The organism is Limnoglobus roseus, from assembly GCF_008254045.1.
GTDB classification, from domain to species: Bacteria; Planctomycetota; Planctomycetia; order Gemmatales; family Gemmataceae; genus Limnoglobus; species Limnoglobus roseus.
Genome location: NZ_CP042425.1, coordinates 8,307,191 through 8,325,954 on the forward strand (window position 1 = coordinate 8,307,191; position 18,764 = coordinate 8,325,954).

At 66.0% G+C, this 18,764-nt stretch carries 18 protein-coding genes; 10 read left to right on the forward strand and 8 right to left on the reverse strand.

Annotation, left to right across the window (positions count from 1 at the left end; all coding sequences use genetic code 11):
* Positions 1-23: 23 nt before the first annotated feature.
* Genes PX52LOC_RS35575 through PX52LOC_RS35590 form a run of 4 tightly spaced genes read right to left on the reverse strand, consistent with a single transcriptional unit; the run spans position 24 to position 6,083 of the window.
* The gene (locus PX52LOC_RS35575) at positions 24-1,217 is read right to left on the reverse strand and encodes a hybrid sensor histidine kinase/response regulator (protein WP_149114538.1); all 1,194 of its coding nucleotides are present in this window, start codon (positions 1,215-1,217) and stop codon (positions 24-26) included.
* The gene (locus tag PX52LOC_RS35580) at positions 1,214-1,792 is read right to left on the reverse strand and encodes a chemotaxis protein CheB (protein WP_149114539.1); all 579 of its coding nucleotides are present in this window, start codon (positions 1,790-1,792) and stop codon (positions 1,214-1,216) included. The genes PX52LOC_RS35575 and PX52LOC_RS35580 overlap by 4 nt, the downstream gene beginning before the upstream one ends.
* The gene (locus PX52LOC_RS35585; protein WP_149114540.1) at positions 1,789-2,634 is read right to left on the reverse strand and encodes a CheR family methyltransferase; all 846 of its coding nucleotides are present in this window, start codon (positions 2,632-2,634) and stop codon (positions 1,789-1,791) included. Before PX52LOC_RS35585 ends, PX52LOC_RS35580 begins: the two co-directional genes overlap by 4 nt.
* Entirely contained in the window at positions 2,631-6,083 is a 3,453-nt protein-coding gene (locus PX52LOC_RS35590) for a response regulator (RefSeq protein WP_149114541.1), read from the reverse strand. Before PX52LOC_RS35590 ends, PX52LOC_RS35585 begins: the two co-directional genes overlap by 4 nt.
* 330 nt (positions 6,084-6,413) lie before the next feature.
* Between PX52LOC_RS35590 and PX52LOC_RS35595 the strand changes: the two genes are divergently transcribed.
* From PX52LOC_RS35595 to PX52LOC_RS35635, 9 genes are all read left to right on the forward strand, one after another.
* Positions 6,414-6,776: a response regulator gene (locus PX52LOC_RS35595; RefSeq protein WP_246173819.1), complete on the forward strand. Its 363-nt coding sequence runs from the start codon at positions 6,414-6,416 to the stop codon at positions 6,774-6,776.
* Between the two features lie 86 nt (positions 6,777-6,862).
* Positions 6,863-7,729 carry an STAS domain-containing protein gene (locus PX52LOC_RS35600; RefSeq protein ID WP_149114542.1) on the forward strand — a complete coding sequence of 289 codons (867 nt, stop codon included), beginning with the start codon at positions 6,863-6,865 and terminating at the stop codon, positions 7,727-7,729.
* 2 nt (positions 7,730-7,731) lie between these two features.
* On the forward strand, positions 7,732-8,127 hold the full coding sequence (locus PX52LOC_RS35605) for an STAS domain-containing protein (RefSeq protein ID WP_149114543.1): 396 nt from the start codon (positions 7,732-7,734) through the stop codon (positions 8,125-8,127).
* Positions 8,108-8,512: an anti-sigma regulatory factor gene (locus tag PX52LOC_RS35610; RefSeq protein WP_149114544.1), complete on the forward strand. Its 405-nt coding sequence runs from the start codon at positions 8,108-8,110 to the stop codon at positions 8,510-8,512. Before PX52LOC_RS35605 ends, PX52LOC_RS35610 begins: the two co-directional genes overlap by 20 nt.
* Complete coding sequence (locus tag PX52LOC_RS35615; protein WP_218575217.1) at positions 8,503-9,555, forward strand: SpoIIE family protein phosphatase; 1,053 nt, start codon at positions 8,503-8,505, stop codon at positions 9,553-9,555. Before PX52LOC_RS35610 ends, PX52LOC_RS35615 begins: the two co-directional genes overlap by 10 nt.
* The gene (locus PX52LOC_RS35620) at positions 9,552-11,324 is read left to right on the forward strand and encodes an ATP-binding protein (protein ID WP_149114545.1); all 1,773 of its coding nucleotides are present in this window, start codon (positions 9,552-9,554) and stop codon (positions 11,322-11,324) included. Before PX52LOC_RS35615 ends, PX52LOC_RS35620 begins: the two co-directional genes overlap by 4 nt.
* On the forward strand, positions 11,317-13,206 hold the full coding sequence (locus PX52LOC_RS35625) for a hybrid sensor histidine kinase/response regulator (RefSeq protein ID WP_149114546.1): 1,890 nt from the start codon (positions 11,317-11,319) through the stop codon (positions 13,204-13,206). The genes PX52LOC_RS35620 and PX52LOC_RS35625 overlap by 8 nt, the downstream gene beginning before the upstream one ends.
* Before the next feature lie 18 nt (positions 13,207-13,224).
* Entirely contained in the window at positions 13,225-13,671 is a 447-nt protein-coding gene (locus tag PX52LOC_RS35630; RefSeq protein ID WP_149114547.1) for a YaiI/YqxD family protein, read from the forward strand.
* A 21-nt stretch (positions 13,672-13,692) separates the two neighbouring features.
* Entirely contained in the window at positions 13,693-14,559 is an 867-nt protein-coding gene (locus tag PX52LOC_RS35635) for a DUF3472 domain-containing protein (protein WP_149114548.1), read from the forward strand.
* A gap of 8 nt (positions 14,560-14,567) precedes the next feature.
* On the opposite strand, the gene PX52LOC_RS35640 is transcribed toward PX52LOC_RS35635, so the two are convergent.
* From PX52LOC_RS35640 to sigJ, 3 genes are read right to left on the reverse strand one after another with little or no spacing between them, the layout of a single operon-like run.
* Positions 14,568-15,320: an MBL fold metallo-hydrolase gene (locus tag PX52LOC_RS35640; protein ID WP_246173566.1), complete on the reverse strand. Its 753-nt coding sequence runs from the start codon at positions 15,318-15,320 to the stop codon at positions 14,568-14,570.
* Between the two features lie 13 nt (positions 15,321-15,333).
* The gene (locus PX52LOC_RS35645) at positions 15,334-15,831 is read right to left on the reverse strand and encodes a carboxymuconolactone decarboxylase family protein (protein ID WP_149114550.1); all 498 of its coding nucleotides are present in this window, start codon (positions 15,829-15,831) and stop codon (positions 15,334-15,336) included.
* Positions 15,785-16,741, reverse strand: a complete 957-nt coding sequence (gene sigJ / locus PX52LOC_RS35650; protein WP_149114551.1) for an RNA polymerase sigma factor SigJ — start codon at positions 16,739-16,741, stop codon at positions 15,785-15,787. The genes PX52LOC_RS35645 and sigJ overlap by 47 nt, the downstream gene beginning before the upstream one ends.
* Positions 16,742-17,060: 319 nt before the next feature.
* Between sigJ and PX52LOC_RS35655 the strand changes: the two genes are divergently transcribed.
* Positions 17,061-17,816 carry an SDR family NAD(P)-dependent oxidoreductase gene (locus PX52LOC_RS35655; RefSeq protein WP_149114552.1) on the forward strand — a complete coding sequence of 252 codons (756 nt, stop codon included), beginning with the start codon at positions 17,061-17,063 and terminating at the stop codon, positions 17,814-17,816.
* Positions 17,817-17,825: 9 nt separating this feature from the next.
* Here PX52LOC_RS35655 and PX52LOC_RS35660 read toward each other — a convergent pair whose 3' ends face one another.
* Entirely contained in the window at positions 17,826-18,728 is a 903-nt protein-coding gene (locus PX52LOC_RS35660; protein WP_149114553.1) for a TIM barrel protein, read from the reverse strand.
* Positions 18,729-18,764: the final 36 nt, after the last annotated feature.

Consider the following 18,764-nt stretch of genomic DNA (forward strand, 5'->3'; position numbering starts at 1 on the left):
GCGGGCGTTACCCCGCCCGAAGATCAAGTTGCCTCGGCCGGCAGGGGCAGTCGAACCGTGAAAGTGCTGCCCTGGCCCACGCCGGGGCTTTCCGCCGTCACGCGGCCGTCGTGCAACTCGACCAACTTGCGGACGAGGGCCAGGCCGATACCCAGCCCGCCCTGCGCCAGATCGAGGTTCTTCCCCACCTGCGTGAACTGGTCGAACACCCGATCCAACATCTCGGGCGGGATGCCCACGCCGGAGTCCTTCACGCACACGACGCCCTCGCGCTCGACCCGCTGAACGGTCACTTCGATCCGGCCGCCGTTGGGCGTGTACTTGGCTGCGTTGGTCAGCAGGTTGCCGACGACCTGCGTGAGCCGGGTCGGGTCGGCGACGAGCATGAGCGGTTCCTCCGGCCGGTGAACCGTCAGATGATGGTCGCCCGCGTCGACGACCGGCCGCGTCGCCTCGACGGCGGCCTCGACCGCGGTCCGGAGGTCGAGCGGTTCCGGGCGGAGGCGGATTTTGCCGCTCGTCACCCGCGAGATGTCGAGCAAGTCGTCGACCAACCGCACCATGTGTCGCAGTTGCCGCTCCATCATGTCCCGCGCCCGGCCCGTCACGGCCGGGTCGTTGGAAATCTTCAGCACCTGCAACCCGTTCGCGATCGGCGCGAGGGGGTTCCGCAGTTCGTGGGCGAGCGTCGCCAGGAACTCGTCCTTCCGCCGGTCCGCGTCCTTCAGCGCCTCGGCCGTGCGACGGGTTTCCGCGAGCAGCCGCATGTTCTCCTCGGTGGCGACCCGGAGTTCGTCCCGCTGGCGGGCCACCTCCTGCCGCTCCCGCCAGAGTTCGAAGAACACGTCGGCCTTGCTCTTCAAGACGTGCGGCTCGATCGGCTTCGTGAGGAAGTCTACGGCCCCGGCCTCGTAGCCGCGGAACCGCCGCTGCCGGTCCGGTTCGGCGGCCGTCAGGAAGATGATCGGCACGCGGCGAGTTCGCTCGGTGCCCCGCATCAGTTCGGCGAGTTCGAACCCGTCCATCTCGGGCATGTGCACGTCCACGAACGCGAGCGCCACCTCGTGGACCAAGAGCGCCTCCAACGCCTCGCGGCCGGACCGGACCTTCAACAGTAACAACCCCTCGCGGCGGAGGAGCACCTCGAGCGCGAGGAGGTTTTCGTCCCGGTCGTCCACGAGCAAAAAGATAACCGGCGAAGTCCCGGGCCGTGTCATGCGTCACCCCCCACGGTGTTCAAGTAGGCGGCGATCTCCTGAAGCGTCATCGCCCGGGCGGCCGGGCAGGCGGCGAGCGCCTCTTGCGGCATCATTGTGGCCTGGGCGGTGTCCGGCCGCTGGACGAAGGTCGTGCCGCCGCCGTCGTGAACGGCCCGCAACCCGTGGGCACCGTCGGCGTTGGCCCCGGTTAGCACGACGCCCACGAGGGCCGGCCCGAAGGCGTCCGCGGCCGACTCGAAGAGCACGTCGATCGACGGCCGCGAGAAGTGGACCGGCTCCTCACTGGACAACGACGCCCGCCCGTCGGGTTCGACCAACAGGTGGTAGTCCGGCGGGGCGAAGTAGACCGTACCGCCGCACAGCGGCTCCTTGTCCTCGGCCTCCTTCACGGCAACCTGACAGCGGGCGGCGAACAGTTCTGCCATGAGGCTCTTCTTGTCGGGCGGGATGTGGACGACCACCAAGACCGGCCAGGGGAATTTGTGCGGCAGTCGCGGCAGGATCGCCGACAGGGCGTCGAAGGCCCCGGCCGACGCCCCGATGACGACGGCCCCCGCGGGCGGCGCGGTCACGAGTCACCTCGTTTCTGGTAGAGCTTCTCGTCGCGGGCGAACTCGGAGAAGTCCTCCGAGTGCTTGTTGAATCGCAGGCTTTCCTTCGACCCCAGGCCGAGAAACCCCTTGCGGACGAGCGCGTCCTTGAACAACCCGACGGCGCGGTCCTGAAGGTTGCGGTCGAAGTAGATCAGAACGTTCCGGCACGACACCAGTTGCATCTCGCCGAACACCTGGTCCGAGACGAGGCTGTGGTCGGAGAAGACGGTCCGCTTCCGCAGCGACGGGTCGAACCGGGCCGCCCCGTACGCGGCGGTGTAGTAGTCCGACAGCGAGGACTTCCCGCCGGCCCGGCGGTGGTTCTCGGTGAAAAGCGGGATGCGCTCGAGTTCGTACACCCCGGCCTCCGCCTTCCGCAGCGCCTCGGTGTTGATGTCGGTCCCGTAGAACAGCGTGCGGTCTTCCAGCCCCTCCTCGCGGAACAGGATGGCCAGCGAGTAGACCTCCTCGCCGGCACTGCACCCGGCCACCCAGACCTTCAGCGACGGGTACGTCCGCAGGTGCGGCACGACCTTCTCGCGGATCGCGCGGAAGTACGCCGGGTCGCGGAACAGTTCGCTGACCTGCACCGTGAGGAAGGCGAGCAGGGCCGGGAAGACGTCCGGTTCGTGCAGTACGCGGTCTTGCAACTGCGAGTAGCTGCGGCACGCGAACCGCTCCTTGGCGTGCGAAAGCCGCCGCTTGACCGAGGCCATCGAGTACCCGCGGAAGTCGTAGTGGTAGACCTGCGCGATGGCGTCGAGCAGCAACCGCAGCTCGACGTCATCGACTTTCGTCGGCGGAATGTGGTCGTCGGTCATGATCGGGGCATCCAGACGCGGACGAGCGACAGCAACTTCTCCACATCGAGTGGCTTGGCCATGTAGTCGTTCGCGCCGGCGGACAGGCACAAGTCCTGGTCGTCCTTCATCGCCTTGGCCGTCAGGGCGATGATCGGCAGCCGCCTCCACTCGTCGCGGCTGCGGATTTCGCGGGTGGCGGTGATGCCGTCCATCTCGGGCATCATCACGTCCATCAGCACGAGGTCGATCTTCCGGGCCGGGTCGCCGAGCGATTTTTCGAGGGCGACAATCGCCTCCCGGCCGTTCCGCGCGACCTGCACGCTGGCCCCGCGGGGTTCCAGGATGCTCGTGAGCGCGAAGACGTTCCGCACGTCGTCTTCGGCCACGAGGATTCGCCGGCCCTCCAGGGCGGTGTCGCGGCTGCGGGCCTTCTCCAACATCTTCTGCTGTTCCGGCGGCATCTCGGAAACGACCTGGTGCAGGAACAGCGTCACCTCGTCGAGTAATCGCTCCGGCGACTTCGCCCCCTTGATGATGATCGACTTCGAGTACCGCCGCAATCGCTGTTCTTCGTCGGCCGATAGTTCGCGGCCGGTGTACACGATGACTGGCGGGAAGGCGTAGGCGTCCTCGCGGCTGAGCGTCTCCAACAGGGTATAGCCCGAGGAGTCCGGCAGCGACAGGTCAAGGACCATGCAGTCGTAAGTCGTTGCCTTCAGTTGCTCCAGGCACTCGGCCGCCGTAGCCGCCCCGGCCGTCTCGACGTCGTGCGCCGCCAACAGTTTCCGCAGGCTGTGGAGTTGCACGGCATCGTCTTCGACGATCAGCACCCGCCGCAGGCGGTGGTCGAGCCGATTTTCGAGCTGGTCCAGCGCCTGAACGAGTTCTTCCCGCTTGACCGGCTTCAGCATGTAGCCGATGGCCCCGAGCGAAAGCGCCGTCTGGGCGTAGTCGCCGGCCGAGACGACGTGGACGGGGATGTGCCGCGTGCGGGAATCCTGCTTCAGCCGGTCGAGGACCGACAGCCCGGAGTTATCCGGCAAGCCGACGTCGAGAATGACAGCGCTCGGCCGGTGCTGGATCGCCGTGGCCAACCCTTCCTCGGCCGTCGTCGCGATCAGGCAGTTGAAGTTCAACTCGTGGGCGAGGTCGTAGATGATCCGCGCGAACGCTTCGTCGTCTTCGACCGCGAGGATCACGCGGCGCTCGCCGGTCATCCGCTCGCGGTCGTCTTCGACCCGCCGTGGGGACTTGATCGGTTCGAACGCGGGAACGGGCTGGCGGGCCGGCGGGATCGGAATGGCGGCCGACTTGGCGACCGCCACGGCGGGAACGGGCCGCTGGCTCGACCGCACGCGGGCGGCGTCGTACGCGGCGGGGAGCGTCACAGTGAACGTGCTCCCCCGACCCAGTTCGCTCGTCAGACTGAGCGTGCCGCTGAGCAGCCGCGACAGTTCGCGGGAGATCGACAGCCCCAACCCGGTGCCGCCGTACTTGCGGTTGGCCTTCGCGTCCGCTTGCCGGAACGCCTCGAAGACAACGGCCTGCTGGTCCTCGGGGATGCCGATTCCCGTGTCCCGGACGGCGAACGAGACCAGCCCGTCGGTGGTGCGGCCGACGCTCAGTTCCACCTCGCCCTGTTCCGTGAACTTGATCGCATTGGACAACAGGTTCTTCAACACCTGTTCGACGCGCTGCCGGTCGGTCTCGATCGCGTCGGGGCACCCGGGGTCGATCCGCGTGCGGAATTCGAGCTTCTTCTGCTCCGCGACCGGCCGGAAGGTGCGCCCGAGGGACTCAACGATGTCTGCGATGAGAACCGACTCGGCGTGGACCTCCATGTGCCCGGCCTCGATCTTCGACAGGTCGAGGATGTCGTTGATGAGGGTGAGGAGGTCGTTGCCGGCGGCCTGGATCGTCTGGGCGAATTGTACCTGCTCGGCGGTGAGGTTGCCGGTCGCGTTGTCGGCGAGCAGCTTGGACAGGATGAGTGACGAATTCAGCGGCGTCCGCAGCTCGTGCGACATGTTGGCGAGGAAGTCCGACTTGTACCGGCTCGCCCGTTCGAGTTCTTGCGCCTGCGCCTGCACCGACTGCCGGGCGCGGGTGGCCGAGTCCCGTTCGACTTCCAGGAGCGCGGCCTGCCCTTCGAGTTGTGCGTTGGTCTGTTCGAGTTCCACCTGCTGCTGTTCGAGCCGGCCCTGCGATTCGCGGAGTGCCCGGCCCTGCTCTTCGAGTTCCTCGTTGGAGACGCGGAGTTCCTCCCCCTGGGCTTGCAGCTCCTCCGCCTGCCGTTGCGTCTCTTCGAGGAAGTCTTGCAGGCTCGCCCGGTAGGTCGCCGCCCGCACGGCCATCCCGGCTGATTCGGACACTTCTTCGAACAGGCCAGTCACGCGGCCGTCCACGGGGTGAACGAAGCCGAGTTCGATCATGGCGTTCACGTTCCCGTCGGCGGTGAGCGGGGCGACCAGCAAGTGTCGGGGCGTGCCCCGGCCGAAGGCCGACCCGATCGCGAGGTACCCGTCCGGCACGTCTCGCAGGATGAAGGTGCGGTTGTCCTTCGCCGCTTGCCCGAGCAAGCCGTCGCCGAGCGAAAACCGCTCCGCCGTGCCGCCCGCCACCGGCACGCCGTAGGTCGCCACCCGGCGGAACGCCCCTTGCTCGGCGGCGAACATCGCCCCGGCGTGCGCGCCGAGGTACTCGGCCAGGAACTTCAGCACGCTCTCGCCGAGTTGCTCGATGCGGCGGTCGCCGACCATCGCGGTACTCAGCCCGACCTGGCCGGTTTGCAGCCACTCTCGCCGTCGCTGCGCGAGAATAGACCGCCGCACGAGGGTGGCCACGGCAGCCGACAGGCCCACGCCGAGCAACCCGGTCAGCACCCCACTGCTGATCGCGAGCTCGAAGGCCTTGTCCATTTCCTCGATCCGCCGGTTGCGCTGATCCCGTTCGACGGCCTCGAGCGCCGCGACGTGACTGCGAATCCGGTCCATCGCGGCCTTCCCTCGGTCGGTCGCGACCGCGACGCGGGCGACCTCGAACCCGCGGGTGCGGCGGAGGGCGATCGTCTCGTCGAGTTCGCGGAACTTCAAGGCGATGAGGGCCTTCAGCTCGCGGACGTGGGCTTGTTCCTCGACGTCGGTGAATCGCTGTTCAAGACTTTGGAACCGGCCGGTGATCTCCTCGATCGCGCGGGTGTGCGGCTCGAGGTACGCTTCGTCGCCGGTGATGACGAAACCGCGTTGCCCCGTCTCCGCGTCCTTGACGAGCGAGAGGATGTCGTCGAGGGCCGCCAGCGTTTCGTGCGTTTGCCGGACCAGAGCCGCGTTCCGGTTCAACGTGCGCGTGTTGTAGTACGCGACGAACCCGCTCGCGGCGAAGAACAGCACGACGACGGCCAGTCCGACGAAGAGGGTGATGTCGTTACTTTTCCCCGCGGCGGGGATGGGCTTGGGGCGATCAGGCATTACGGGTGTCGGTGTGTGAGGTCCCATTACGGACGGAGTCCGCAGGCGGGTGCGGGCCGGGTCGTGTCATCGTGAATGGGCAATTCACACCAACAATGCACGCCGAATGCCGTTGTCGCGGCGATCTTACGTACACCGAGCGGGTCACTGTAGAGTATGTAGGTATGACAATGTCCGCCAGCAGTCGAAGGCTCGCCGGCCTCGGAAAAACCAGGGCACAGAAGTTGCTTGTAAGTTGAGTTGGTTCCTTCGAACGGTCGGCTCTGCTCCGCCAGGATTTCAGTGAACACTCTCCCGTCCTTGAAATTTGGAGAAGCCTGCCGTGTGCTGGTGGTAGACGACAACCGAGACGCGGCTGATTCCCTCAGCTGGCTCTTACGGCTCCTCGGTTTCGAGACCTCGGTCTGTTATGACGGGATGACTGCGCTCCAATCGGCAATGGATTTCCTCCCGCACGTCGGCCTGATCGACCTGCACATGCCGGGGATGGACGGGGATGAACTTGCCCTCAAACTCCGCGCCCAGGCTGCGGGTCGCCCGCTGTTCCTGGTTGCCATAACGGCCATGAGTAACGCCGATGCCTACCGCCGGACCACCTCCGGCGGCTTTGACCTCCATCTCGTCAAGCCGGTCGACCCGGCGAGTCTGGTCACGCTGATCATCAACCGGTGCAAGGACTTCTTCGGGCTGTAAGGCGGGGTCTACTTGTCGCCGTTGGGCACGAACATCCCTAAACAAAATCGACACTCACAATTTCATCACGAATCGCGACTAGCTCCATGAATACAACCGGTAGCACCGGCTTAAGGCCGATCCTCGAACGGCACGAATCCACCCTCCTCGCCAACTGGATCACGGCCCAAAAAGCCGCCCCGACCTACCGGCCCGATCTCATCAAAGAGAACGAACTTCGCGACCAGTGCCGCGACTTCTTGCGGGCGCTAATGCAGGCCGTTCAGTCGGGATCGCAAAACGTCGATGGTTCCGAATGGCAGCCCGTCCGCGACCTGTTGGCGTCGATTTCGCGATCCCGCGGCAAGCAAGGTTTCAGCACCACCGCGACGGCCACGTTCATCTTCTCCCTCAAAGAGCCCCTCTTCCAGTTGTTGCAACAAGAGTACGCGAACGATCCGAAGGTCCTGGCCGAACAGACCTGGGCGACGAGCGTGCTCCTGGACCGGTTGGGGCTTTACGTCACCGAGGTCTACCAGCAAACCCGCGATTCGCTCATCCAGCGGCAGCAGGAAGAGATGCTGGAACTCTCGACGCCGGTGGTCAAACTGTGGGAAGGCGTTTTGGCCCTCCCGCTGATCGGCACGCTCGACAGCGCGCGGTCGCAGACGATCATGGAGAACCTTCTTCAAAAGATCGTCGAGAGCGGTAGCGAGACGGCCATTATCGACATCACCGGCGTGCCGACAATGGACACGCTGACGGCTCAACACCTGCTCAAGACCGTCGCCGCCGCCCGGCTCATGGGGGCGGACTGCATCATCAGCGGCATCCGCCCGCAGATCGCGCAAACGATCGTTCACCTCGGCGTCGACCTGTCCGGCGTGACCACGAAGGCGTCGATGGCGGACGCCTTCATCCTCGCCCTCAAGCGGACCGGCTTCGCGATCACCCGCCCGACCGCGGGGAGGTAATCGTGGAGCGCATTCCGATCATTCGGATGAGCAAGTTCTTGCTCGTGAGCATTCAAGTCGACATGCACGACCGGCTCGCCCTCGCCCTTCAGGAAGACCTGACGGCGAAGATCAACGAGACGAACGCGCGGGGCGTGCTGATCGACATCTCCTCCCTGGAGTTGGTCGATTCCTTCATCGGCCGGATCATCGGCACGATCGCCTCAATGGCCCGCGTGCTGGACGCGGAGACGGTCGTCGTCGGGATGCAACCGGCCGTCGCGATCACGCTCGTGGAACTCGGAATGAGCCTCCCCGGCGTGCGGACGGCCCTGACGGTCGAGCGCGGGATGCAGATTTTGGAGCGGGCAATCGGCCCCACGGTCACGGAGGGAACCGATGCCGGTCCTGAAGAGTGACACGGTCCCGATCCGCTCCGACGCCGACGTGGTCGCCGTCCGCCAAATCGTCCGCGTCTGGTCTATCGAGGCGAAGTTCGGGCTCGTCGATCAAACCAAGATCATCACCGCCGCGAGCGAACTGGCACGGAACACGCTCGAGTACGGCGGCGGCGGCCACATGTTCATCGAGTTGGTTGAGGAAGGCGTCCGCAAGGGCGTCCGTTTGACGTTCGAAGACCAGGGGCCGGGCATCGCCGACGTCGAGCAAGCCCTCCGCGACGGGTATACCAGCGGCAAGGGTATGGGCCTCGGGTTGGGCGGTTCGAAGCGGTTGACCAACGAATTCGCCATCCACTCGGTCGTCGGCGTCGGCACGCGGGTGACGGTCACGAAGTGGAAATAGGCCCCTCGGGGGATCGGTTCCTGGAAGACTCCATCACGTTCCCGGTGGACGACCCGTCGCGGGCTGGTGAAGTCCGGCGGGCGGCCGTCGCCCTCGCCGCCCGTCAGGGCTTCTCCGAAGTCGAGCAGGGTCGCGTGGCCATCGTGGCGACGGAGGCGGCGACCAACCTCAGCAAGCACGCCCAGGGCGGCGAAATCATCCTCCGTTCGCTCTCGCCGTTCGAGGGCGGGGGAATGGAACTCCTGAGTCTCGACCGCGGGCCGGGTATCACCAACATCGGCCTGTGCCTGCAAGACGGCTACTCCACGGCGGGCACGTCGGGAAACGGACTCGGGAGCATGCAACGGCTCTCGGACGACTTCGACATCTCTTCGACGGTGGGAGCGGGCACGGTCATCATGATCCGCTTCGCCGAAAAAGATTCCTCGAACCGGCCGGCAGCGCTCGGCAATCTCGGGGCGATTTGCCTTCCCCTCACCGGCGAGGAGGTCTGCGGCGATGGCTGGGCCGTCAAGGCGACCGGCGGCCGGACCACGTTCCTGATGGTGGACGGCCTCGGCCACGGACCTCTCGCCGCGACAGCCGCCCACGAGGCGATTCGGGCGTTCCACTACACGCCTCAGACGGAACCGACTGAGATTCTCGAAATGCTGCACGCCGCCCTCCGGGCGACCCGCGGGGCGGCCGTCGCGGTGGCCGAGATCGACCCCGCCCGTGCGGTCCTGCGGTTCGCGGGCGTCGGCAACATCGCGGGCACGATCCTCGGACCAGACCGGCGGCAAGGGTTAGTCTCGATGAGCGGCACGATCGGGCACACGATTCGCAAGGTGCAGACGTTTGAGTACCAGTACCCGACCGACGCAACCCTGGTGCTGCACTCGGATGGCCTTGGTTCCCAGTGGGACCTGACACGGCACGCGGGTATTATGAACCGGCACCCGTCCGTGATCGCCGGATCGCTTTACCGCGACTACCGCCGCCCACGGGACGACGTGACAGTTCTGGTCGTCCGAGACTTGAAAGGACAGATTTCGTCGCCATGACCGTGTTGCTCGCGGTGAACATCCGGGACGAACAGGGGATCGTTGTCGCGCGGCAGCGGACGCGGCAGGTTTCCGAGTTGCTCGGCTTTGACCCGCAAGACCAAATCCGCCTGGCCACCGCGGCCTCCGAGGTCGTCCGGAACGCAGTTCAATTCGGGCGGGGGTGTCGCGTCGAGTTCGGCGTGGCCGGCCGAACCCTCCTGATTAACGTGCAGGACAACGGCCCGGGGATCGCCGACCCGCAAGCCGTCCTCGACGGTCGCGCCGGCTCGGCTAATGGCCTCGGTTTGGTCTCGGCCCGGCGCTTGGTGGACGATCTCACGATCGAGTCGCAGCCCCAAGTGGGGACGACGGTGCGACTGAAGAAAACCTTCGCCCGCTCCGGGTCGGTCCCCACCGATCAGAAACTCGGCCAGATTATCGCGGAGTTGCTGAAGTCTTCGCCCGAAGACCCTTTCAGCGAAGTCCGCCAGCAGAACCGCGACTTGCTGAAGACGCTCGACGAACTGCGCGAGCGCGAAACCCGTCTCGCCGAACTGAACCGCGAGTTGGAGGAAACCAACCGCGGGGTCATGGCCCTCTACGCCGAACTCGACGAGAAGGCCGAGGCGATCCGCCGGGTGTCGGACCTGAAGTCCCGGTTCCTGTCGAACATGAGCCACGAGTTCCGCACGCCGCTGAATTCGATCGTCAGCCTCACGCAACTGTTGCTCGATCGCGCGGACGGCCCGTTGAGGGACGAGCAAGTCAAGCAAGTGAACTTCGTGCGGCGGGCCGCGGTGGGCCTTTCAGAACTCGTCAACGACCTGCTCGACCTGGCGAAAGTCGAGGCCGGCAAGGTCGTGGTCCGCCCCAACACGTTCCTGGCCGCCGACCTGTTCGCCGCCCTGCGGGGCATGATGCGGCCGCTCACGACCGGCGACGGCGTGGCCCTCACGTTCGACGACGCCGCGGCCGTCGGAGCCTTGCACACCGACGAAGGGAAGGTCGCACAAATCCTGCGCAACTTCCTCTCGAACGCGCTCAAATTCACCGAGCACGGTGAGGTGCGGTTGACCGCGCTCGCCCACGCCGACGGTACGATCCAGTTCGCGGTGTCCGATACGGGCATCGGTATCGCGGCGTGCGACCGGGAGCGGATCTTCGAAGAGTTCGGCCAGATCGAGAACGCCGTTCAGTCGAAAGTGAAGGGCACCGGCCTCGGCCTGCCGCTCTCGAAACGGCTGGCGGAACTGCTCGGCGGCCGCGTGTGGTTGACGAGCGAACCGGGGGTCGGCTCGACCTTTTATCTCAGCCTCCCGCGCAACTACTCGGCCCCGACGGCGGGGACGCCCGGTGAGCGGTCGCGGCGCGCCGAATCGACGCGGCCAACATTCCTGCTGATCGACGACGACGAAATCGCCCGCTACCTGCTCCGCGGGTTGCTGGAGAACGGAACCGTGAATCTCGTCGAGGCGGAGGGCGGCCGCGATGGCGTGCGGCAAGCGAAGCTCCACCACCCGCGGGCGATCTTCCTCGATTTGATGATGCCCGACCTGTCGGGGTTCGATACTCTTGACCAATTGAAGGCCGACCCGGACACGCGCGACACTCCCGTGTTCGTGTACACGTCCCACACCCCGAGCGCGGCCGAGCAAGCACGGCTCGCCGGGAAGGTCGCGGGCATTCTGGCCAAGGCCCCAACCGCCTCCCGCGAGGCCGCCGGCCGGGTCGTGTGGGAAGCCCTTGAGCACGCCGGGATTGCACCACCGAGAGTCACGCATGCCTGACGGGCCGACCCGAATCCTGGTCATCGACGACAGCGAAGTCAAGCGGTACACGGTCACGCGCGTTCTCCAGATGGGCGGCTTCGAAGTCACCGAGGGGGAAACCGGCTCGGACGCCGTTCGCATGGCCGCAGCCGCGGAACTCATCGTCCTCGACATCAAGTTGCCGGACATCAACGGGTACGAAGTCTGCAAGAGGTTGAAAGCCACCCCGGCCACGGCCCACATCCCGATCCTACTCCTGTCCGCCACGTTCGTCGGCCCGGCCAGTCAGGCGCACGGCCTGGAAAGCGGGGCCGACGCCTACCTCACCGACGCGGCCGAACCGCCGGTACTGCTCGCCACGGTCCGGGCACTCTTGCGCATCCGGCGGGCCGAAGATCAAGCACGGAAGGGAGAAGCCCGCCTCCGCATCGCCCTCGAAGCGGGCAAACTCGGCGAATGGGAACTCGACTTGGCGACGGGGGCAATGTGCTGTTCCTCGCGGTGCAAGGCGATCTTCGGTCTATCGTCCGGCCTTTCGGTGACTCTCGACGACTTACTTTCTCGCGTTTACCCCGAAGACGGCGAATCGGTGCAGGCCGAAATCCGCCGGAGCGCGGCCGAGAACGCGGACTACGATCAAGAATTCCGGTTGGTCGAACCGGGAGGCGCGAGCCGGTGGGTCCTCGTCCGCGGCCAAGTCGTCCCGTCGTCCGCCGATCACGCCCGGCGGATGATCGGCGTAGCCCTGGACATCAACGACCGCAAGTTGCTGGAACAAGACCTGAAGGACGCCGACCGCCGGAAGGACGAGTTCCTGGCGATGTTGGCCCACGAACTCCGCAACCCGCTGGCCCCCATCCGGGCGGCCTTGCACATCCTCCAGCAACCGGCCGCCGGCGAAGACGCGATTCGCCGCGCCCAGGACATGATGGGCCGGCAGTTCACCCACATGGTGCGACTGATCGACGACCTCCTCGACGTCGGTCGGATTACGAAGGGGCGGATCGAACTCCGCAGGGAGCGCGTGCCGCTCGCGCGGGTGATCGAGAACGCCGTCGAGACGAGCCGCCCGCTGATCGAGGCCGGGCGGCACCGCCTCACGGTCGTCCCGCCGGAATCGCCGATCGAACTGGAAGCCGATCAGACGCGCATCAGTCAGGTGATCGCCAACCTCCTGAACAACGCGGCGAAGTACACGCCCGAAGGGGGCCAGATTCAGCTTACGTCGGAGCTATCCCCGGACGGGCGGGAGGCCATCGTCCGCGTGCGGGATACGGGGTCCGGTATCTCGCCCCCGATGCTCACCCGCATCTGGGACCTCTTCACCCAAGTCGATCAAACGCTGGACCGTGCGCAAGGCGGCCTCGGCATCGGGCTGACGCTGGTGAAGCGGCTCGTTGAGTTGCACGGCGGTTCCGTGGAAGCGCGAAGTCCAGGCGTCGGCCTCGGGAGCGAGTTCATCATTCGCCTCCCCGCGTGCGCCTCTTCGATGCCGCCCGATCGCCCTCAAGCCGCGAACGACCAGCGGGCGAAGGTCGGGGTTCGGGTGCTGATCGTGGACGACAACGTCGACGCGGCCGAGAGCCTGGCGATGCTGTTGGGCATTGAAGGCCACACGACCCGGATCGCGCACGACGGGCCGTCCGCCCTGCCGCTGGCCGCGCAGTTCGACCCGCACGTCGTGCTGCTGGACATCGGCCTGCCGGGGCTTGATGGCTTCCAGGTCGCGCAGACCCTCCGGGCCGCCTCACAGTTCGAGAAGGTGTTCCTGATCGCGCTCACGGGCTGGGGCCAGGACTCGGACCGGGCGAAATCGCGAGCGGCCGGGTTCGACCTGCACCTCGTCAAACCGATCGACCCGATCGAATTGCTGCGAATCATCGCGTCGAAGGGGCCGTAACCGCGACGGGGGCGAGTCATGGGCCTGAGAATCTTCATCGACGCCGACGCCTGCCCGGTGAAGGCCGAAGCCGTCCGTGTGGCGACCCGATACTCGCTGCTGATCACGCTGGTCAGCAACCAGGGGATGGCATCGATTCCGGGGCCGACCGTCGAACAGGTCGTCGTCCGGTCGGGGTTCGACGCGGCCGACGACTGGATCGTCGAACACGCCACGGCCAACGACATTGTCGTCACCGCCGACATCCCGCTGGCCGCCCGCTGTTTGGAGAAGGGGTGTCACGTCCTGAACCCGACCGGACAGCCGACGACCGCAGACACCATCGGCCCCGCCCTGGCGATGCGCGAGTTAAACGCCTACCTCCGCGAGTCGGGCGACATCAAGGGCCACAACCCGACCTTCTCCAAGCGGGACCGCTCCCAGTTCCTTCAATCCCTCGACCAACTCATCAACCGCCTGAAATAGTCTAACACGGAAGCACCCTCAATGAAGCCCGCGCCACTCCTGCTCGCACTGATTGCCGTGGCCCTCGGAACCCCGATGGTGGCCGGCGACGACCCGCCGAAGGACGAGAAGAAGTATGCCCCAATGCCCTGGCACTTCGTTGACACGTGGTGGGACGTGGGCCAGGAATCGCCGTTCGAGAGCCTGGCGGTGGACGTGACCATCAGCGATGACGTGCCGGCGTCGGTCAACCTCTACATCGCCCCGATCGGCCTCGGCCACCTGAGCAAGACGCCGTTCTACGGTGGCCTTCAGACGCAGACCGACGGCAACACGAAGAAGGAACCGAAACTCCGCACGCTCGGCCCGGGCTTTCTCTTCTCGATGTGGGGCGAGCGGAGCACCGACGCCATCCGCCCCGCCGACGGCGGCTTCTTCCAGAGTTCCGGGCACGAGGGGGACTTCGTCAGTGTCCGTCGGCCGTTCGCGTGGAAGAAGGGGAAGTACACGTACCGCCTGACGCGCATGGATCAGGAAACGATCGACGGCAAGCCGCACACATGGGTCGGGGCGTTCGTCTACTCGCACGCGACGGACGAGAACGTCTTCGTCGGTGCCTTGCGGTTCAAGGGCGAGAAGTTGAGCCTCGACCGCAAGGTCGCGAACTTCGTGGAGATCTACGGCCGCCGCAAGCCGGTGGCCGACATCCCCAAGCTGACGATCACCTTCGGCCCACCGGTCGTGAACGGGGCGGCCGCCAAGACCGTGACCGCGGAAGCAGTCTATCCGAAGGGCGTGCCCGACTACGCCGCCACGGCGGCGAAGGACGGCTCACTGGTGGTCACAGTCGGCCAACCGTTGGAGGGCCGGGACAAGCGGCGGGTGAAGCTGATCGAAGCAACGAAGTGATCCCGCGGTCAATGCGGGAATTCCGTGAAGTCGTGGTAGCCGAACAGTGAAATCTCGCCGGCGTGGTCGCGGGCCAACCGCCGAAGATGGTCTAAATTCGCCATCCGCTGGGCGTTGTCATCCGCCCTCAACGCGGCCAACCTCGAAACCGGGTGGTCGTCCGTCTCCAGTTCCGCACGCAAGTAGTAGGCATCGCCCACGTGCAGCGAACACTGGTCGCCCTGCCGGACCGCCACACCGCAGTGGCCGAGCGTGTGCCCGAACAGCGGTACGTGGAACACGTCCGAGGCGAAAGGCAGGTTCACGGGACGGGCTTCCAAACCGAACCAGCGCCGGGTTGCGCGTGGGTGCGTTCGCCAGTGCGGGCCGTGAGTGAATTGCGGCGGCCGATACCGCACGGAGCCGCCGGTAACGGCGGTGAGTTCCTCCTCGGAGAGATGGACCTCGGCCCCAGGGAAATCGGCCAACCCTCCGGCGTGATCCGGGTCGGCGTGTGTCAGCAGGATGTGCCTCACGTCCGCTGGCCGGAAGCCGAGTTTCTCGATCTGACGGACGGCGGTTTCGGCTTCGTGAAACTGGAACCCCGCCGCGTCGATGGTCGGTTGCCCGATTCGCGCCGGCGGGTTCCGCACGTCTTCTAGCCCGATCCCGGTGTCCACCAAGGCCAGTCCACCGGCCCCTTCAAGGAGCAAGCAATGGCACGCCGCCTTCGGATTCGGCGGCGCGTGCAACGTGCCACAATTCAGGTGGTGAATCTTCATCAAGTCGTTCCCGTTAATTCGCGCCGGCCGTGCCGGTAAGATGGGCTTCCAGTTGGGCCTTCAGGTGCGGCTTGTACGTCCCCGGCACCGCCCGGAAGCTGATCGCCAGCCGGTTCCAGCCATTGATCGTAACCACGGCCCACGTCAGGTCGGTCAGTTCTTTCTCGCTGAACTGCCGCAGGGCGTCACGATAGAGTTCGTCCGACACGCCGCCACCGATGTTCGTCACCGCCTCAGTCCAGGCAAGAGCTGCCCGCTCGCGGTCGGTGAAAAACGGCGTCTCCCGCCACGCGCTCAGGGCGTAGATGCGTTGCTCGGTCTCGCCGGCCGCACGGGCGTCCTGTGTGTGCATGTCCAGGCAGTAAGCACAGCCGTTGATCTGTGACGCTCGAATCTTCACCAGTTCGAGCAGCGGGTGTTCCAGGCCGCACTTGGCGAGGTAAGCGCCGAGGGCGTACATCGCCTTAATCGGCTCGGCGGCCAGCTTCGCGTAATTGAGTCTTGCGTCCATCGGATTTCTTCTCCCAGGGTCCAGATTGAGCCACGTCGCCGCCGTTCGGGGCGGACCAGCGGCGGAGTTTGTCGGGATTCAGCACCACGTACACCGAGCCAACGGTGTCGCCGACCGGGTCGAACGAGAACACTTCGACCGCCTTCCCGCCGGCGGTGAAGACGACGCCTGGGCGGCCGTTCACGAGGGTGACGGTAAGATCGCCGACCTTCTGCAACTTGCGGAACACGACGGCCAACAGGTTGGCGACCTTGCGAACACCGCGGACCGGCTTCGGGGCCGCGAACGTCTTCCCGCCGCCGTCCGAGTACAGCGTCACGTCCTCGGCTAATAGCGTCTCGATGGCGGGAGCGTCCCCCGCCTGGCAGGCCGCAAAGAACCGGGTGGCCAAGTCGTCGGCCCGTTCGACGCGGGGCACGAACCGCCGTTCCTTCCGACCCAATCGCTTCTTGGCGCGGGCCGTGATCTGGCGGACGTTGACGGGCGACTTGTCGAGCAGATCGCCGATTTCATCGAACTCGTATCCGAAGACTTCGCGGAGCAGGTACGCGGCCCGTTCGACCGGTGACAGCGTTTCGAGCAGCACCAAGAACGCCATCGACAGCGACTCGGCCAATTCGACGCGGTCCACGGCCGCCGCCCCCGGCCACGTCTCGGGGACGGGTTCCGGCAGCCACGGGCCGACGTACTCTTCCCGCTTGGCCCGCCGCAAGCGGTCAAGGCAGAGCCGCGTCGTCGTCTTCACCAGCCAGCCCTCGGGCGACTGCACTTCGGCCGCGTGCTGATGGTAGCGGAGGTAAGCGTCCTGCACCGCGTCCTCGGCGTCGGCCGCGGTCCCGAGCATCCGGTAGGCCACGGCCAACAGCTTCGACCGAAATCGCTCAACGTCCGCTTCGGGTGAATCGTTCATGTCGTGATCCTGTCGAGTCGGCCCCAACCCGCGATCCCGTTCCGTCCCGCGTTCTTCGACCCTGTCCCTCACGGAACAACATCAAGGACGCGGAGACGGGTTCTTCTGTGACAGGGCGGGGGAGAATTTATTGCGGGACGTGCCACCGGCGAGTCGCGTATCCCGGCCCTGCCCGTGTTCGGCGGTACGGCCCTGGCCGACGGGCGTACTTCGGCTGATGCGAACAAGGCGCATTGGCGAACGACCGCCGCGGATGGTTGACGGGGAAGGCAGACCCCGCAAGATAACCCGGCCCAACCGTCAACCAGGAGTTCTTCCCATGTCTGATAAGCGTTTGGCCGGCAAGGTCGCCCTCGTTACCGGGTCGGCCCGCGGGATCGGGGCGGCGATTGCCACCCGCTTCGCGGCCGAGGGGGCGAAGGTCGTCGTCAACTACGCCAGCAGCGAGAAGGACGCCAACGAGGTCGCGGCCACGATCAAGAAAGCCGGCGGCGAGGCGGTCGTGGTGAAGGCCGACATGAGCCAGCCGAAGGAGATCGACGCCCTGTTCGCGGCCACGGCGAAGGCGTTCGGCACACTCGACATCGTCGTGAACAACGCCGCGGTCATGCAGCGGGAGTTCCTGCCGGACGTGACGGCCGAGTCGATCGACAAGCACTTCAACCTCAACGTCCGCGGCTATCTGCTCGCCGCCCAGCACGCGGCCGCGGCGATGACGAAAGGCGGGTGCATCATCAACGTCGGCAGTGCGATCAGCCGCATGGCCTATCCCGGGTCGGTCGTGTACAGCGCCACGAAGGGGGCCATCGACGTGATGACCCGCGTGCTGGCGGCGGAACTCGGGCCGAAGGGCATCCGCGTGAACGTGCTGGCACCCGGCTCGACGCGGACCGACATGAACAGCGAGAAGAGCGGCAAGACGAAGGAAGAGGAGAAACAGGAAATCGCGATGACAGCCCTACGGCGGATCGGCGAAGTCGAGGACATTGCCGACGCCGCCGTTCTCTTGGCGTGCGATGACGCCCGGTGGGTGACGGGGACGTGGTTCGACGTGTCCGGCGGCATCCGACTGTAACCGCCGCGCTTACACGTCGCACAGCGTCACGGCCTGTTTCAGCCCCTCCGACGGGTTGCGGGTCGGGATGAATTCGTGCCCGACGTGGCCGGGGTACTTCACGGCCAACAGCTTCTTCATCACGGCCGGGTAGTTGATCTCCTGCAACTCGTCGAGTTCGCCGCGGCCGGGGTTGCCGGCCGTGTGGACGTGGCCGATGGCGTCCTTGCACTCGTCGATGCGGCGGATCAGGTCGCCGTGCATGATCTGCACGTGGTAGATGTCGAACAGCAACTTCACCCGCGGCGAACCGACCGCCTTCAGGATGCTCATGACCCAGTCGAGGTCGTCGCCCTGATAGCCGGGGTGGCCGGTCATCGGGTCGGACCCATCGCGGCTGTTCAAGTGTTCGACGCAGATATTCACACCGGCCTTCTCGGCGTGCCCGGCGACGAGTTTGAGCCCCTCGACGCAGTTCTTGAAGGCGTCGTCCTTCGCGATCTCGCCGCTCTTGGGGTCACTGGGCTTTACCCACTTCATGCCGACGAAGCCGATGACGTTCGGGAACTTCGCCGCCGCGGTCGCGTCGATGGCAGCCTTCGTCTTCGTCACCAACTCGTCGCGGTGAGCGAGATTGTTGAAGCCGCGGGGGAAGCCCATGCCGTTCGAGGTGATGGCACACACGAGGCCGTGCTTTTGGAGCGTACCGAAGTCCTTGGCGTCGAGGAGTTCCACCGAGTTCAGGCCGAGGGACTTGGTGACCTCGCAGACCTTGTCGAGCGACCACTTCTCGCCGCGGGCGGTGAAGCACCACGAGCAGACGGATTGTTTGACGCGGCCGTTTTTCACGGTGGACTCCTTCGCGGTGACAAGGCCGACGGTCCCGGCCACGGCGGCCGAGGCGAGAACCTGACGACGATTGGGGAGAGGCATTGAGAAGACTCCGGGAGGGGTGACGCGAGTATACCC

Coding starts and splice junctions, on each gene's coding strand:
- PX52LOC_RS35645 (WP_149114550.1), bottom strand. CDS start 15,831: ATGGACGCAAGACTCAATTACGCGAAGCTGGCCGCCGAGCCGATTAAG.
- PX52LOC_RS35635 (WP_149114548.1), top strand. CDS start 13,693: ATGAAGCCCGCGCCACTCCTGCTCGCACTGATTGCCGTGGCCCTCGGA.
- PX52LOC_RS35660 (WP_149114553.1), bottom strand. CDS start 18,728: ATGCCTCTCCCCAATCGTCGTCAGGTTCTCGCCTCGGCCGCCGTGGCC.
- PX52LOC_RS35610 (WP_149114544.1), top strand. CDS start 8,108: ATGCCGGTCCTGAAGAGTGACACGGTCCCGATCCGCTCCGACGCCGAC.
- PX52LOC_RS35630 (WP_149114547.1), top strand. CDS start 13,225: ATGGGCCTGAGAATCTTCATCGACGCCGACGCCTGCCCGGTGAAGGCC.
- PX52LOC_RS35590 (WP_149114541.1), bottom strand. CDS start 6,083: ATGCCTGATCGCCCCAAGCCCATCCCCGCCGCGGGGAAAAGTAACGAC.
- PX52LOC_RS35585 (WP_149114540.1), bottom strand. CDS start 2,634: ATGACCGACGACCACATTCCGCCGACGAAAGTCGATGACGTCGAGCTG.
- PX52LOC_RS35655 (WP_149114552.1), top strand. CDS start 17,061: ATGTCTGATAAGCGTTTGGCCGGCAAGGTCGCCCTCGTTACCGGGTCG.
- PX52LOC_RS35625 (WP_149114546.1), top strand. CDS start 11,317: ATGCCTGACGGGCCGACCCGAATCCTGGTCATCGACGACAGCGAAGTC.
- PX52LOC_RS35640 (WP_246173566.1), bottom strand. CDS start 15,320: ATGAAGATTCACCACCTGAATTGTGGCACGTTGCACGCGCCGCCGAAT.
- sigJ (WP_149114551.1), bottom strand. CDS start 16,741: ATGAACGATTCACCCGAAGCGGACGTTGAGCGATTTCGGTCGAAGCTG.
- PX52LOC_RS35600 (WP_149114542.1), top strand. CDS start 6,863: ATGAATACAACCGGTAGCACCGGCTTAAGGCCGATCCTCGAACGGCAC.
- PX52LOC_RS35620 (WP_149114545.1), top strand. CDS start 9,552: ATGACCGTGTTGCTCGCGGTGAACATCCGGGACGAACAGGGGATCGTT.
- PX52LOC_RS35575 (WP_149114538.1), bottom strand. CDS start 1,217: ATGACACGGCCCGGGACTTCGCCGGTTATCTTTTTGCTCGTGGACGAC.